A 14400-nucleotide genomic window follows, 5' to 3' on the forward strand; every position below is an offset into this window, starting at 1 on the left:
GGGGAGGATGGGGAGGATGGGGAGGATGGGGAGGATGGGGAGGATGGGGAGGATGGGGAGGATGGGGAGGATGGGGGCGATGGGGAGGATGGGGGAGATGGGGAGGATGGGGGAGATGGGGAGGATGGGGAGGATGGGGAGGATGGGGAGGATGGCAGTCTACCCCTGAAATCCTTAATATTTTCTCTATTCGCAGTCACTCAAAATTGTGATTAAATCCAACCAGAGCTGTAGCGAAGACTCAGGAAACAAATTTTGTATCAATTGATACAAAATTTCCCCAAGTCAATCCCTAGGATGATTCAGGGATAACGCAACTGAATCTTGGAGCCTGACGAGCGATGGTGCTGTGCACCGGCTGACGTGCTGATGCACAAGCTGTTGCGATCGCCAACGCCATAAAGCAACAGAGGGATGCGCTACCAACTCAAGCAACAGAGGGGAATAATCATTGACCCTGCATTGTTCATGGCGATCGGCACCGACTTCGCCATCGAAATAGACCGATTGATCTGAATCCTTGAAGTTCGCGGGCGCAGACGAATGCCTCTCTTCCCAAACCTAACCCGGAAAGAGATCCGGCTAGATCTAGGTTCGTACCCAAACCGCTTTGACCTCCTGCCCCTTGTAAGCACGCTCGTTCCCTGACGTCGATTGACACTAACCTAGAACAGAGGAGATATTAATGTTCCAGACTCCACAAGAAGTTTTAAATTATATCCGCGAGCAAGACATCAAGATCATCGATCTCAAGTTCATCGATACGCCAGGAATCTGGCAGCACTGCTCGTTCTATCGCGATCTGATTGACGAAAGTGCTTTCGATGAAGGCGTCGCTTTCGATGGTTCCAGCATCCGGGGTTGGAAAGCCATCAATGAATCAGATATGTCGATGGTCCCCGACCCCACAACGGCCTGGATCGACCCCTTCATGGCTGAGAAAACTCTCAGCATGATTTGCAGCATCAAGGAACCCCGCACCGGCGAATGGTACAGCCGCGACCCCCGCACCATCGCTCAAAAATCCTTGGACTATCTGATTGCCACCGGGTTGGGCGATATGGCCTTTATCGGCCCTGAAGCTGAATTCTTCGTGTTTGATGATGTGCGCTTCGATCAAACTGAAAACACTGGCTATTACTACGTCGATTCCGTCGAAGGACGCTGGAACTCTGGTAAGCAAGAACCCGGTGGCAACCTCGGCTATAAACCCCGTTACAAGGAAGGGTATTTCCCCGTTGCACCAACGGATACTCTCCAAGATATGCGGACCGAAATGCTGCTGACGATGGCGGATTGCGGTGTTCCCATTGAAAAGCATCACCATGAAGTCGCCACGGGTGGACAAAATGAACTGGGGATTCGCTTTGCTCCCTTAGTCCAAGCGGCTGACTATTTGATGACCTACAAGTATGTCATCAAAAACGTTGCCAAGAAATATGGCAAGACCGTTACGTTCATGCCGAAGCCTTTGTTTAACGATAATGGCTCGGGGATGCACACCCACCAGTCCATCTGGCAAAATGGTCAACCCACTTTCGCTGGGAATGAGTATGCGAATTTGAGCAAGAGTGCACTGCATTACATTGGCGGTTTGCTCAAGCACGCACCGGCTTTGTTAGCCATTACGAACCCCACCACTAACTCTTATAAGCGGTTGGTTCCTGGTTTTGAAGCCCCGGTGAACTTGGCTTATTCCCAAGGTAACCGTTCTGCCTCCATCCGGATTCCCCTTTCTGGACCGAATCCGAAGGCGAAACGCATGGAGTTCCGTTGTCCCGATGCCACCTGTAATCCTTATTTGGCATTTGCGGCGATGCTCTGCGCTGGCATTGATGGGATTAAGAATCAAATTGATCCCGGTGATCCTTTAGATGTGGATATCTATGACCTCAGTCCTGAAGAGTTGGCGAAGGTCCCCTCTACTCCAGGGTCTCTGTTGGATGCACTGAAGGCTTTGGAAGCGGATCACGAGTTCCTGACGGCTGGCGGTGTGTTTACGGAAGATTTCATCACTAGCTGGATTGAGTACAAACTTGACAATGAAGTGAACCCGATGCGTCTGCGTCCTCACCCTTATGAGTTTGCGCTCTACTACGATTGTTAATCCCTTGGGTCAGATACCCTTTAGGAATTAATTAACTAGGGGCCATCCTAAGCGGGTGGCCCTTTTTCGTGAATTCACTGAAAACAAGCGGGTTAACTGAGGTTTTCGTTACAATTATTTATATAACAACATCATCGATCGCATTGATTTAGCCCTACCATGACGGATCATCTCACTAAAGTAGCCTACAAAACGGTTCAAAACAGCAAAACCTATTTTAGTCTGGCTCATAAATCCATCAGCACCCAGTTACTTAAAACCTTTGCACCTACCCGCGAATCTAAGACGAATCCTATCTCTCCCAAGCTTTTAATGCTGATTCGGGAACGACTCGATCGCCTGATTGAAACGGACTGGAAGGATGCAGAATCCGGTGTCTATCCGACGGATCTGCTTTTTGATCATCCCTGGGAAGATTTTTTGCGGCACTATCCGTTACTGTGTTTGGATATGCCCCAGGTCTGGATGCGATCGCAACAACACAAGCATCAGGAATTTGCCTCGGATATCGATACCACCAGCTATCCTGCCTACTACCTGCAAAACTTCCATCACCAAACCGATGGGTATTTAAGTGAAAATTCTGCGAACTTATATGATTTACAGGTAGAACTATTATTTAATGGATCTGCCGATGCCATGCGTCGCCGAATTTTAGCACCCTTAAAGCGATCGCTGAACAGTTGGAGTGGCCTTCCTCAAAATCAAGTCCGCATTTTAGATGTGGCCTGTGGCACTGGGCGCACCCTGAAATTCCTCCGAGGAATGCTCCCGAAAGCCTCGCTTTTTGGCATTGATTTATCCCCGGCTTATTTGCGAAAAGCTAATGAAATCCTGTCGCAAATTCCAGGGGAATTACCTCAACTCTCTCAGGCGAATGCAGAAGAAATGCCCTATCGGGATAATTATTTTCATGGGGTGACGAGCGTTTTCCTGTTTCATGAACTTCCGGCTAACACTCGACAAACTGTGATTAATGAATGTTTTCGCGTGCTGCAACCGGGGGGGAGTTTAACCCTTTGTGATTCAATTCAAGTGAGTGATTCTCCTGAATTGAAGGAGGTTATGGAGAACTTTCCTCAGATTTTTCATGAACCCTATTACCGGCATTATATCCAGGATGATTTAGTCCATCGGTTAGAAACAGCCGGGTTCACAGATATTCAAACCGAAACCCATTTCATGAGTAAATATTGGACCGCCCGGAAGCCTCACTTGAGTGAATAGATGGGGCGACTTTAACGGGGCGATCGCGTTCTGTAGAGGAGGCGATCGCCCCGTTTCAATCCCTGGCAACCCTAACTCATCCTTGAAAATATAGAAGCCAGCATTTTTGATGCTTCTATTTTGAAGGGGTAGCGGCTCAACTGGCGTTATGAGAATTATCCAGGCAACCGTAATATATCAATCCTTCGAGAGTAGACAGAAACGGCATGGATACGCTATACAAGGTTTAAGAAAAACCCAAACGATGCACCAGTAGGAACCTGATAATGACAACCGACTTAGAAACCCAATGCACTCCGATCCCTTCCACGGAAGAGTTATTAGAGGAGTCTTTAGAGACTACCCTCGTAGAGGAACTTGAAACCGTCATTGGCAGTTTGGCTCAGGACCAAAAGGTGATGTTCGCACTCAACGAATCGGGTCATCTTTGGAAATTCAAATACGGCAGCGTTGAAGTGTTCGTACAACTGACTGGAACCAGTGATGAGGATACCTTAACGGTTTGGTCCTTCGTCCTCCAACTTCCCGCGAAGAACGAACCGGAGTTAATGCGGAAGTTATTGGAAATGAACTGGTTGACCACTTATGAAGCCCACTTTGGCATTGTGGACGAACGAGTCACGGTCCTCTGTAGCCGCACCGTCATGGATCTCAATCCCAGCGAAATTTCGCGGTGTGTCACCATCGTAGCGGCGATCGCTGATGAAAATGATGAAAAACTGCTGGCGGAACACGGACAATAGGTGAAGAAGGAGGAAGGTCTTATGTCATTGGTCATTTGTCGTTTGTGGTTTGTTTGTCCAGAGTCTTCCAAAATCCAAAGGACAAATGACCAATGACATAAGACCCCTGACCCTCCCTTGTATGAATTACCAAATCGTCTGAATCGTCCTTAATGCCTGAATTTTCCGGTCACGGGTGATTAAGGGAAGATTTAAAGATAAAGCAGTGGCCGCAATAATCCGGTCTGGCATATCTGGCACGACATCTCGGGAAATCTGTCTTAAAGTTCGTGCCGTGATTAAATCCAGAGAAGCTACGGCTAAACCTGTTCCCGGATCGGATAGAGCATTAATCAATTGCCCAAATGCCTCCTCGGGTAAGCGATACCTTTCTACTAGATAGCTTACTTCTACCACAGAAATTGCAGACACATAAATTGGATACCCTTCGCCTAATGCCTTATCCAAAGCATTTATGGCTGATGGGGATAATAGAGCATTTTCACGCAAATACCAGATAATTGTATGAGTGTCGGCTACAACGGCTGTCATTAAATATCCTCTCTTGGAAAATTTCCCCACATTTCTTTTCGGGCTTGGGCAATGTCTTCTTCGGTAATATCAACTTTTAAATCAGCCCACAATCCTTTAACGCTCTTTAACGGTTGTTTAGGCGGGTTCTTTTGATGAAGAAATTCGGCAAAATCTAATACTTCTTGCTGCTTGTCAGGGGTTAATGTCCGAAACTTTTCTAAAACGGCCTGTTCTAAGTTCATGGGTTCAGTTGCTCCTCAATCCTGATCGGATAATTTTGACTCTTTGCTTAAATTAGTGTAACAAATGTTCCTTCCTCTGTTCCACTACCCATTCAAGGGGTTTCGGGGAGTTGTTCGCTTCAACAACAATAAGCCGTTAACCTTCACTCTGGAAGGAGTTGGATAAAGGGAGGTAAGATGTCCATGTTGTCCCAACGATCATGAGCCGGAACTCTCCCCTTTGTCTGTAGGCTCCTACCCTATCTTTGCACCCTTCACTCTTTACTAATGCACAGTCCCCTTTGGCGGTTGATTCCACCGATTCAGGTGAGCGGTTCCATGCAGATGGCAATCGATTTATGGTTACTAGATCAGTATGTTTCGGGAAATTATCCCCCGGTGTTGCGATTTTATACCTGGGACCCTGTGGCGATTTCTCTGGGTTACCATCAACGACGCTGGCCCCAACGGTGGGAGAATTTAATGTGGCAGGGAATGCCGATTGAGTTGGTCCGGCGTCCGACTGGGGGTCGGGCGGTGCTGCATCAAGGGGATTTGACTTATATGGTGGTGATGTCGGATCCGGATGCCGGGGGAGTAACAGGCTCGAAACGCTCTCCTGTGCCGGGATATGAGGCGATTTGTGAGTTTTTAATCGCGGGTTGGCGCAGTTTGGGGGTGCAGTTACAGTATGGTCGGGCGGGACGGGGATACCGTCAAACGGCGAATTGTTTTGCGACGGCAACGGGTGCGGATTTGGTGTTGCCTTCGGGGGAGAAGTTTATTGGCAGTGCTCAACTCCGGCGTAATGGGGCGGTTTTGCAGCAGGGTTCGATGCAGTTAAATCCCTCGCCGGAGATGTTTGCTGAGGTTTTTGGGACGGAAGGACGGTTACATTCGGGGTTGCCGGTTCTGTCTTTGCCGTTGGAGGTGCTCCGGGAACGGGCGATCGCCTCTTTGGTGGAATCTGCTGCCAGTTGTTTCGGGGTGCAGTTGATTGTTCAACCTCTTTCTGAAGGTGAATGGGAGGAAATCAACTGCTTGAAACACTCTAATCCGGTCTGTGGGGAAGAATTAAAGGAGGGTTATGAGGGGGGTTAACGACTAAATTCGTGACTACAAACATCGGATGAATGAGTTAAGTCTTAAGTTTGAATAGTGGAGTGGCTCACTTTTTGAGATGGCGTACCTCTTTTTCTGTAAAGGAGTTGGCGGTTGCTTTGGCGATCGCAGCAATCCCAAATCCTGCGGGATAACTTCCCTCTTCTTTAATCTGCTGAATTTGTTCGCGCTGGATTGGCAGATTCAATTTTTTCCCCACGGTTGCTACAATATCGCCGCGATCGATAATTCCGGAGACGGCACCGGCTGGGGAAAGCACGGTAATATACGGTAAATTGTCAATTTCCATCCGATTAATGACCTCGACCAAGGTGCTATTTTCCTGAACGGTAATAATCTCAGACAGGGGATGTACAATTTCTAACAAGGTTTGAGTTTGCCACTGACTCCGTTCGATTGAGCGTAAATCTTCTAGGGAAATCATGCCTCGATAACGGCCATCAGAGGCGGCAAAATAGGCGGCGTAACGCTGCTCTGTTTGCAGGTAGTCTGCGGCAAATTCATTTAAGGTCATTTTGGCATCAACGACCCGGAAGTGACGACTCATGGCATCTTGAGCTTGGAGTTGGAGTAGAGCCTGTTGTAAGGTAGCGAGGCGATCGTAGGCGTTGGCGTTGCGGACGGCAAACCAGCCCAGTAAGGCCATCCAAATGCCCCCTAAGCCATTGGCGAGTAACAAGATGGACAGTCCCAGGGCGATCGCCGTAAAACCGAGGGTTTTTCCCGCCTGGGCTGCCCAATGTACAGCTTGAAAGCGGTTCCCACTGATTTTCCAGATGATCGCTTTTAAAATTTGCCCACCATCAAGGGGGAGTCCGGGAAGCAGGTTAAATAATGCCAACAGGAGGTTAATGCCGGATAAATCCCGGGCGACGACGGCAACGGGTGAGGTCCCGGGTACGAGTCCGGCAATGACTCCGAGGAGGGCAAATAAGGTAAAACTCACGGCAGGTCCGGCGATCGCCACTTGAAAGGCTTCTTCTGGAGTCTTGGATTCCTGTTCGATGGCAGCTACACCGCCAAAAATAAACAGGGTAATCGAGTTGACCTTGATTCCTTGAGATTGAGCCACTAAACTGTGACCCAGTTCATGGAGTAATACAGAAGCAAACAATAAAAGGGCTAATCCTAACCCGGTTATCCAGGCGATCGCTGGCTCCCATTGTTGTTGTTCTGAATACTGCCCCGCATTTAATACCGTGACTAAAGAGAGGATAATCAACCATGAATAATCTATATAAAGCGGAATGCCAAATACCATCCCAACTCGCCAACCCGGTTGCATAAAATTTTCCTTAATTTTTAGTGATGTGGTTTGCCTTGCTCGGGCACATCGCGATCGAGCTAATCGGAGAATTCCATCCAGCTTTCTTCTATTCTACTAATTTTCAGGGCGCAACTGACGGGGAGGACGGGGTTACTGTGGAGCGGTTGCAGGGGAGAAGCTGGGAAAAAATCTAGGGCGCGATTCTTTTCTAATTTTTTGGAAAAGTATAGGTCAGTTTTTAGGGAGATGAACGATAATTTTTTTTAAGGAAAGCAGAAGCAATCCCAGAGTAGTTATTTCCTGGAGTTCCAGGGATGTTAGGGCGGTGGATTGCAGAGGAATGGAACCCTGGGGTTCCCCTAACCACTTTTCAGTTGTATTCGATGAAGCTTGCTATAGGTTTGTCTAAATCATGATGGCCATAAAATTCATCCGGGGGAGCATATTGCTCTCTTATCGGAGTACGGGGCACAGGCTGCTCCCCCTCCTTTGCCGAATTAGAATTGTCCAATTCCTACAGGAGGCGCTATAAATACTGAACTTCTGTCGGTGCGATCGCCTCAATCTGTATCCGAAAAACAAGAAGGACGCCCTAGGACTGGGTACAGGTTTAGATCAAAAGGATGCGGATTGCCCCAGTGCCAATCAGGCGATCGCCTGGTTCACACTGGGGCCCTCTCTGAATTTGAGGCACTTCTGGGCTGCACTGAGTCATCCCAGTTTTACGCATCAATGTTCCCTACAGAACTCCGGCATTGCTTAACCCTAAGATTAATCCGGTCCCTATAATGTGACCGAAACTGAGGGTAGCCAGCAGTTCAGGAAAACCAAATTTCTTGAGGAGGGGAGGAGTTCCCACGGGCAAACCTGGCCCTTTGCCTGGATTCTGGATGGCTCGGTAGCCAATGATGATGGCAAATAGATTAGCCAGGATCATCACCAGTCCAACCGATGGAGACCAGTTTGAGGTGGTTGATGCGTTCGTGCCAACTGCGAGTAAGGTTGTGTAAAGCAAGTTTGTATCTCCTTTGTGGATAAATGACTTCAATGACTGGAATTATAAGAATTTATCGGCAAAAAAGAAAATTTTGTATTAATCCTTTACAAAAGCTTACACTTTTGAAACAAATTGTAATAATTTGCAGGAGAAGAATCTGGGATGCGCGTTAAAATTTGCGGAATTACGAAACCCGAGCAGGGAGCGGCGATCGCCGATTTGGGAGCTACGGCGCTGGGTTTTATCTGTGTGCCGACTTCCCCTCGCTATGTCACCGATTTACAGATTCTGCGGGTGGTTCAGGCTCTTGAGGCTATGCCGGTCGATCGCATTGGTGTATTTGCTAACACCACAATTGAGATAATTTGTCAAACCGTTGAAGTAGGAAGATTAACCGGGGTGCAACTGCATGGCGGCGAATCCCTGGAATTTTGCGATCGCCTGCGGCAAGCGTTACCCGAAGTGGAAATCCTCAAAGCCATCCGCGTCAAAGCTGCAACGGACTTAAGTAAAGCCAGAGATTATCTCCCCGTTGTGGATACATTGCTGCTGGATGCCTACCATCCCGGACTTTTGGGGGGAACCGGGCAAACCTTGGACTGGAATCTGTTGAAACAGTTTAACCCCGGTTGCCCGTGGCTGTTGGCTGGGGGACTGACCCCGGAGAATATCCAAGGGGCGATCGCCCAAGTCAAACCCCCCGGTATCGACCTCTCCAGTGGAGTAGAGCGATCGCCGGGGGACAAAGACCTTGCCAAAGTGGCGGAATTGTTCTTCAAGCTCCAATTGACCGGCAGTTACCTACCCCAATCCGCTTGACAACTCATCCTTCACCCGGTATAATCCTTTTTTTAAAAGAAAGAGGGTTGATGACGAATCAGGTTGAGAAACTCTTCCCGAGTCTTTTGCTCTTCCTGGAATTGACCCACCATCGCACTCGTTACAGTCCAGGAACCTGGTTTTTGGACACCCCGCATGACCATACACATATGAGTCGCTTCCATGACTACTGCCACCCCTTTCGGCTCTAAAATGGTTTGAATGGCTTCGGCAACCTGGCGGGTGAGGCGCTCTTGCACCTGGAGTCGGCGGCTGTACATCTCGACAATGCGGGCGAGTTTGCTCAATCCCACAACTTTTTGATTAGGGATGTAGGCAACATGGGCGCGGCCCATAAACGGGAGCATATGGTGTTCGCAGAGGCTGAAGAAATTAATGTCTCGCACGAGTACCATCTCGTTATGCCCTTCGTCAAAGATGGCTCCATTCAACAACTCTTCTAACGATTGATTGTAACCACTCGTCAGAAAACGCATGGCATCTGCCGCCCGTTTGGGGGTCTTGAGCAACCCTTCCCGTTCTGGATCTTCGCCAACCCCCAGGAGCACTTCGCGGAACGCATCTTTCATCCGATCGGCGCTTTCTGCTGCGGGTTGATGGATGTTGGCTTGAGCACCATTTAAGGTATTGCGATCAGGCCGCGTCTGGATGTGGGGGGTTTTGTCTGAGGTTTGGGCGGATTTCATACCATTTCCGGTGTCGGGTGATTGGGATCCGTGGGAAGCAGCAATAGTCATAAAAGATGTATGAGAGTGAGAGAGGTTTACAGATACTTCAAGTCCAGACATTTACACTCATTTACACTATTGAGGTCGTCGGACATAGCACCACAAACAGTTAAACTGTTGGCGGAGGCTGTATCTCGCGGCGTTGATCAAGCGTGAAAATCAGTCCCAAAAGTGCCGGTGTCATCTCTAAGAAATCAACCTCGATGAGGAAGGACCTAGGGTCTGAGATTTCTCAGGAAATGGCTTGATCCTCTTTGCTGGATTAGTTCTTTCCCCTAGAAAAAACCGATAGGCGCATTTTTTCTTTCCAAGACAGAATCTGAGCGAGGGAATTTTGATCGCCGTTGGCGATCGCTGTATCGGATTAATCTTTGAATTTCAATCCCTGGCTTGATGTCGAGACGATCGCAGCCGGTTGAGTCGCGGTTTTCGTGACTCCCTAGGTTGCCGGAATAGCCAATCGTCCTGGGATAGTGATAAATCAGATAGCTCAAGGGGAGCAAAAAGAGTGAAGGTTAGCAAAGAAACAGGCTGAAATTTGGTGACTTAATTTCATTATGGATAGAGAACCAACCCCAGGGTTGATCTACATTTCTTGCTGAAAACTTGCCTAAGCAATGGCAGGAACGTCGGGATTGCCCGAACGTGGTATTTTCCCCTATAGCTTGGCGGGATTTATAGATGGAATTTCCCCTGAGTTTAGAGGGAAAGTTAAGGGCGTGGTTTGCCCAGGTAGAAGTAGAGGGAAGCGGTGAGTCCGTCATCTGGCATCTGGGGATGCACTGATGCGGTTAAGAGTCACCCTGATTACTCCTGGGTTAGCCGAGGTTAAAGTTTGAGAAATCCGCCCGGGTACTCTACCCAGTGAGTAAGGAATCATCGTCCAAGATAATTTGACTCAGAAAACTAACTAAACGTAAACTTTTGTTAGTGATGTAAAGTATATCATCCAACGGGATGGTTTGTTGATCACGCCCCAATTCTTTTCCAGTGGAAATTCAGAATTAGCAACCCGTAATGTAGGGGCGATCGCGCCGGTTCATGGGTGGAGTCAGGGTAACTGAAAAATGAACCAGGGACAAGGATTGACCCTAGTCCCTAGTCCATTGCCTGAGTTCTATAGTGCGATTTTTTTGAGCAATATAGAGTGAACTGATTGATCCGGCTTAGAAAAACGAATCGTCAATCGCCTCAATCTCCCAGTCCAAAATAGAGTTAACTTAGGCAGGCACTTCGGCAAAGACCCCGATCCGGCGAAACTTCTGATAGCGCAGTTCTCTGCGTTGCTGACTGGTCAAAGTGGACAGTGCATCTAAATTGCTTAATAACGCTTCCTTGAGACTTTCTGCGGCCTTCAGGGGATTGGAATGAGCGCCCCCCAAAGGTTCGGGTAGGATTTCATCGAGAATCCCCAGGTTTTTTAAATCCCAGGAGGTAATTTTCAGGGCTTCAGCGGCCCGGGGGGCCTTGGAGGCATCTTTCCAGAGAATTGCTGCACAGGCTTCGGGAGTGGCGACGGTGTAAACCGCGTGTTCAAACATCAAGAGGCGATCGCCCACCCCAATCCCCAACGCGCCACCGGAACCCCCTTCTCCAATCACGGTAGAAATAATGGGCACATCCAGACGGAACATTTCACGCAGATTGTAGGCGATCGCCTCTCCCTGACCTTGATGTTCTGCCTCTACCCCCGCCCAAGCGCCCGGGGTATCAATAAAGGTAAAAATTGGCATACCGAAGCGGTTAGCATGATCCATCAACCGCATCGCCTTGCGATAACCCCCAGGGGAAGCCATCCCAAAATTGCGCGTCACGTTATCTTTGGTATCCCGGCCTTTCTGATGACCCAGAATTACGACGGGGATGCCGCCAATGCGGGCCATTCCCCCCACTAAGGCTGGGTCATCATACCCCCCGCGATCGCCGTGAAGTTCCATCCATTCATCGGTAATTGCTTGAATGTAATCTAACGTACTGGGCCTACGGGGATGACGGGCTAACTGCAACCGCTGATACGGCGTTAACGTGGAAAAAATTTCCTGTCGCAGTTGGTTAGCGCGCGCCTCCAACTGGCGGATTTCCTCCGAGACATCCACCCCATTTTCTTCGGCGAGTTCTCGGATTTGTTGAATACGCCCTTCCAGTTCGGCTAGGGGCTTTTCAAAATCTAAAAGGAAAGTTCTGCGTTCGGGAGTTGCCATAACAGGTGAAGAGTTAGAGAGGTGGGGGAGATGGGGGAGATGGGGAGGTGGGGGGGATGGGGGAGGTGGGGGAGGTGGGGGGGATGGGGGAGATAGGGGAGATAGGGGAGATAGGGGAGGTGATGGGGGAGATAGGGGAGGATGGGGAGGTGAGGGATAGACGGGAGGTGAGGGAGATGGGGGAGAGGGAAACGACTTAAGTCGTGACGTTGAACATCCTCCCTATCTCCCCCATCCTCCCCATCCCCCCTATCTCCCCTATCCTCCCCATTCCCATCCTCCCCATTCCCATCCTAGAAACTAGCGAGGCTGAAGCAGCAGGGGTTGAAAGCCATGCTTAATCGACCATTCGCCGATCATTGCCATTTTCTGCACCGAAATTTGATTGCGTCCCCAGGAGAAATTCGTATAGATTTTTTCAAATTCCAGGAGCATAGACTCGGCAAAGCAAGCAAAAAGCTGACGTGCGGGGACATCCATACTGACGATTTGCATAATTCGCCAATCAATGTCGAGGGTATGTTCGACAATCCCGCCTTTGAGGACAGAAACCTCCGGGTGTTGAAACTGAGTTTCCAGGTTTTTCGGATACCCGCCATCAATGAGCAAACAAGGATGCTTTAAGGAATTGGCATCAATTTCGACCCCTTTGGGCATACTTGCCACCCAGACGACAATATCGGCTTGGGGGAGTGCTTCTTCCAAAGCCATAATTTTGCCGCGTCCTAAATCTTCTTGCAATAGCCGCAAGCGTTCGCGATCGCGGGCGATGAGCAGGAGTTCTGCAACATCCGTTCGACTGTTCAACCAGCGACAGACGGCACTCCCGATATCCCCCGTGGCTCCACAGACTGCCACTGTTGCTTTTGACAAGTTGATGCCAAGCTGTTTTGATGCCTGTTCTACCTGCTGACAGATAATATAGGCGGTGTGGGTGTTTCCTGTGGTAAAGCGTTCAAACTCTAGCTTGATATTGCGAACTTGCTCAAATTGCTGCAAGTTAAAGTTTTCAAAGATAATTGAGGAAAAACCCCCAAGTGCCGTGATGTTAATGCCATGTTTTTGGGCGTGAGCCATCGCGTTCAGGATTTTCCGCGTTGCCGCCTTGATCCGCCGGGAGGCGAGCATCTCTGGCAGAAAGCAGGATTCCACATACCGTCCTTCAATAGTCTGGCCGGTGGCACTGGTAACAGTGATGTTATCGACTATCTGCGGTGGGGCGGAACACCAAAAATCCAACCCTTGATCGGCATATTCCGGGTAACCCAGATCTCTAGCAACAGACTGGGCGTGAGCCAAACTGGTAAGGTGACCGATGAGACCAAACATTAAGCGTTTTAGGGTAGCCTTTGAATCAGGCGCAGTAGGGTTAAAGGAAAAGATTCATTAAGAATATCTTTAAATAGTACACCAAGACTGTACGGGAGTCCCCGACGGAAGTTGATTCCCTGGGGTTGATTCAGTCCCCCAAAGGAGACAGTTGTACCGGGTTGCGCGCAAAAAATAGCGATCGCCCTCAATTGCCGCAAAAACTTACAGATTCGAGGGCGATCGCCAGTGGGTTGAAGGGTTAAATTTAGGCTCCGGCTAGTCCATAAGCGGACATCCGCATGATATCGCGAGTGGTAAATCCAATCGTGCTGAGGGCTTCACCGTAAGCAATCATAAAGTCTTCCACGAGGGCTTCTTTTTCCATTTCCAGGACCTTAGCATCATCGGCTACCTGATTGAGCATTTTCCAAACGATGGGGAGGTTCTGGCGGTTGGCTTGCTCCAGTTCAGTTTTGGACTCCTCAAAATGGGCTTGCAGCCATTTTTCCCCAAAGTTGAGGTGGCTGTATTCGTCTTTGACGACGCCTTCGGTAATTTTCCGTGCAAAGGGGTCCGCTACGGGGATATAGATGTTATAGGCAGAGATGGCAAAGCTTTCGATAATCAAGGCTTGAATCAACAAACAGGTAACCACCTTACCTTCTGCTGCTGCGGTTTGGAAATTTTGGTGCAACCCGGAAAAAAATTCTCGGGCAAATTCCATGTCAGGCTCTACCTCTAAATTCCGCCCACAGGCTTGGAACCCTTTCTTGTGACGGAGCTCCATTTTGGCCAAGCCGAGCAATTCGTCTTTACAATCCGGCAGCATTTCAGCCAGTTTAATGTAGTTATCATTGGCTTCCTGTTCGCCTTCTATGACGATCGCATTAATTCGGCTGTAAGCGTCTTTATAGGTGGGGCTTTGGAAGTCAAGGGTTGCGCTGGTGGCCTCAAGCTGGGGCATAGCTCTGTTTTCTCCTGATGATATGGTTGCTGACGATCTTAGAACTGACCTTATTATTTGAGTTAAGGTAAAGAATAGACGGGTTAACACCATTTAAAGGTCTTTTATTTTACTTTACCGTTCGTCATATAACTTTACCATTTTTTCAGGGAATCGCCA

Annotated in this window: 15 protein-coding genes; 7 read left to right on the plus strand and 8 right to left on the minus strand. The window is 48.9% G+C overall.

The window, feature by feature from the left end:
- From NG792_RS22520 to NG792_RS22535, 4 genes are all read left to right on the plus strand, one after another.
- A partial coding sequence (locus NG792_RS22520) for a hypothetical protein (protein ID WP_261236870.1) occupies positions 1–216 on the plus strand: 216 nt, incomplete at its 5' end.
- Between the two features lie 469 nt (positions 217–685).
- Positions 686–2107, plus strand: a complete 1422-nt coding sequence (gene glnA / locus NG792_RS22525) for a type I glutamate--ammonia ligase (protein ID WP_261198733.1) — start codon at positions 686–688, stop codon at positions 2105–2107.
- A 159-nt stretch (positions 2108–2266) separates the two neighbouring features.
- Positions 2267–3334, plus strand: a complete 1068-nt coding sequence (locus tag NG792_RS22530) for a class I SAM-dependent methyltransferase (RefSeq protein ID WP_261236871.1) — start codon at positions 2267–2269, stop codon at positions 3332–3334.
- 266 nt (positions 3335–3600) lie between these two features.
- Positions 3601–4077 (plus strand): YbjN domain-containing protein, encoded by a 477-nt coding sequence (locus NG792_RS22535; protein WP_261198735.1) that lies wholly within the window; start codon positions 3601–3603, stop codon positions 4075–4077.
- A 126-nt stretch (positions 4078–4203) separates the two neighbouring features.
- Here the strand turns inward: NG792_RS22535 and NG792_RS22540 are convergent, their stop codons facing one another.
- Positions 4204–4608 carry a type II toxin-antitoxin system VapC family toxin gene (locus NG792_RS22540; RefSeq protein WP_261236872.1) on the minus strand — a complete coding sequence of 135 codons (405 nt, stop codon included), beginning with the start codon at positions 4606–4608 and terminating at the stop codon, positions 4204–4206.
- On the minus strand, positions 4608–4832 hold the full coding sequence (locus NG792_RS22545; protein WP_261236873.1) for a DUF2281 domain-containing protein: 225 nt from the start codon (positions 4830–4832) through the stop codon (positions 4608–4610). The genes NG792_RS22540 and NG792_RS22545 overlap by 1 nt, the downstream gene beginning before the upstream one ends.
- Positions 4833–5099: 267 nt before the next feature.
- Between NG792_RS22545 and NG792_RS22550 the strand changes: the two genes are divergently transcribed.
- Entirely contained in the window at positions 5100–5912 is an 813-nt protein-coding gene (locus NG792_RS22550; protein WP_261236874.1) for a lipoate--protein ligase family protein, read from the plus strand.
- A 67-nt stretch (positions 5913–5979) separates the two neighbouring features.
- Here NG792_RS22550 and NG792_RS22555 read toward each other — a convergent pair whose 3' ends face one another.
- Together NG792_RS22555 and psaK are read right to left on the minus strand one after the other, a co-directional pair.
- The gene (locus NG792_RS22555) at positions 5980–7218 is read right to left on the minus strand and encodes a site-2 protease family protein (protein ID WP_261236875.1); all 1239 of its coding nucleotides are present in this window, start codon (positions 7216–7218) and stop codon (positions 5980–5982) included.
- 721 nt (positions 7219–7939) lie between these two features.
- On the minus strand, positions 7940–8215 hold the full coding sequence (psaK, locus tag NG792_RS22560; protein ID WP_261236876.1) for a photosystem I reaction center subunit PsaK: 276 nt from the start codon (positions 8213–8215) through the stop codon (positions 7940–7942).
- A 144-nt stretch (positions 8216–8359) separates the two neighbouring features.
- Here psaK and NG792_RS22565 point away from each other — a divergent pair, with 144 nt between their 5' ends.
- Entirely contained in the window at positions 8360–9016 is a 657-nt protein-coding gene (locus tag NG792_RS22565; RefSeq protein ID WP_261236877.1) for a phosphoribosylanthranilate isomerase, read from the plus strand.
- 32 nt (positions 9017–9048) lie between these two features.
- Here the strand turns inward: NG792_RS22565 and folE are convergent, their stop codons facing one another.
- Complete coding sequence (gene folE, locus NG792_RS22570; protein WP_261236878.1) at positions 9049–9774, minus strand: GTP cyclohydrolase I FolE; 726 nt, start codon at positions 9772–9774, stop codon at positions 9049–9051.
- A gap of 1211 nt (positions 9775–10985) precedes the next feature.
- Complete coding sequence (gene accA, locus NG792_RS22575) at positions 10986–11966, minus strand: acetyl-CoA carboxylase carboxyl transferase subunit alpha (protein WP_261198745.1); 981 nt, start codon at positions 11964–11966, stop codon at positions 10986–10988.
- Between the two features lie 56 nt (positions 11967–12022).
- Here accA and NG792_RS22580 point away from each other — a divergent pair, with 56 nt between their 5' ends.
- Positions 12023–12166, plus strand: coding sequence for a hypothetical protein (locus NG792_RS22580; RefSeq protein WP_261236879.1), 144 nt, complete (start codon positions 12023–12025; stop codon positions 12164–12166).
- A gap of 100 nt (positions 12167–12266) precedes the next feature.
- On the opposite strand, the gene NG792_RS22585 is transcribed toward NG792_RS22580, so the two are convergent.
- Both NG792_RS22585 and NG792_RS22590 read right to left on the minus strand, forming a co-directional pair.
- Positions 12267–13295 carry a long-chain acyl-[acyl-carrier-protein] reductase gene (locus NG792_RS22585; RefSeq protein ID WP_261198746.1) on the minus strand — a complete coding sequence of 343 codons (1029 nt, stop codon included), beginning with the start codon at positions 13293–13295 and terminating at the stop codon, positions 12267–12269.
- Between the two features lie 247 nt (positions 13296–13542).
- Positions 13543–14241 (minus strand): aldehyde oxygenase (deformylating), encoded by a 699-nt coding sequence (locus NG792_RS22590; RefSeq protein WP_261198747.1) that lies wholly within the window; start codon positions 14239–14241, stop codon positions 13543–13545.
- Positions 14242–14400 lie beyond the last annotated feature (159 nt).

Origin of the sequence: Laspinema olomoucense D3b, assembly GCF_025370785.1 — a bacterium.
Classification (GTDB): Bacteria; Cyanobacteriota; Cyanobacteriia; order Cyanobacteriales; family Laspinemataceae; genus Laspinema; species Laspinema olomoucense.

What these genes read in the sequence shown, in the direction of transcription:
- glnA (WP_261198733.1), top strand. Translation starts at nt 686, where the DNA reads ATGTTCCAGACTCCACAAGAAGTTTTAAATTATATCCGCGAGCAAGAC.
- NG792_RS22530 (WP_261236871.1), top strand. Translation starts at nt 2,267, where the DNA reads ATGACGGATCATCTCACTAAAGTAGCCTACAAAACGGTTCAAAACAGC.
- NG792_RS22535 (WP_261198735.1), top strand. Translation starts at nt 3,601, where the DNA reads ATGACAACCGACTTAGAAACCCAATGCACTCCGATCCCTTCCACGGAA.
- NG792_RS22540 (WP_261236872.1), bottom strand. Translation starts at nt 4,608, where the DNA reads ATGACAGCCGTTGTAGCCGACACTCATACAATTATCTGGTATTTGCGT.
- NG792_RS22545 (WP_261236873.1), bottom strand. Translation starts at nt 4,832, where the DNA reads ATGAACTTAGAACAGGCCGTTTTAGAAAAGTTTCGGACATTAACCCCT.
- NG792_RS22550 (WP_261236874.1), top strand. Translation starts at nt 5,100, where the DNA reads ATGCACAGTCCCCTTTGGCGGTTGATTCCACCGATTCAGGTGAGCGGT.
- NG792_RS22555 (WP_261236875.1), bottom strand. Translation starts at nt 7,218, where the DNA reads ATGCAACCGGGTTGGCGAGTTGGGATGGTATTTGGCATTCCGCTTTAT.
- NG792_RS22565 (WP_261236877.1), top strand. Translation starts at nt 8,360, where the DNA reads ATGCGCGTTAAAATTTGCGGAATTACGAAACCCGAGCAGGGAGCGGCG.
- folE (WP_261236878.1), bottom strand. Translation starts at nt 9,774, where the DNA reads ATGACTATTGCTGCTTCCCACGGATCCCAATCACCCGACACCGGAAAT.
- accA (WP_261198745.1), bottom strand. Translation starts at nt 11,966, where the DNA reads ATGGCAACTCCCGAACGCAGAACTTTCCTTTTAGATTTTGAAAAGCCC.
- NG792_RS22580 (WP_261236879.1), top strand. Translation starts at nt 12,023, where the DNA reads ATGGGGGAGGTGGGGGAGGTGGGGGGGATGGGGGAGATAGGGGAGATA.
- NG792_RS22585 (WP_261198746.1), bottom strand. Translation starts at nt 13,295, where the DNA reads ATGTTTGGTCTCATCGGTCACCTTACCAGTTTGGCTCACGCCCAGTCT.
- NG792_RS22590 (WP_261198747.1), bottom strand. Translation starts at nt 14,241, where the DNA reads ATGCCCCAGCTTGAGGCCACCAGCGCAACCCTTGACTTCCAAAGCCCC.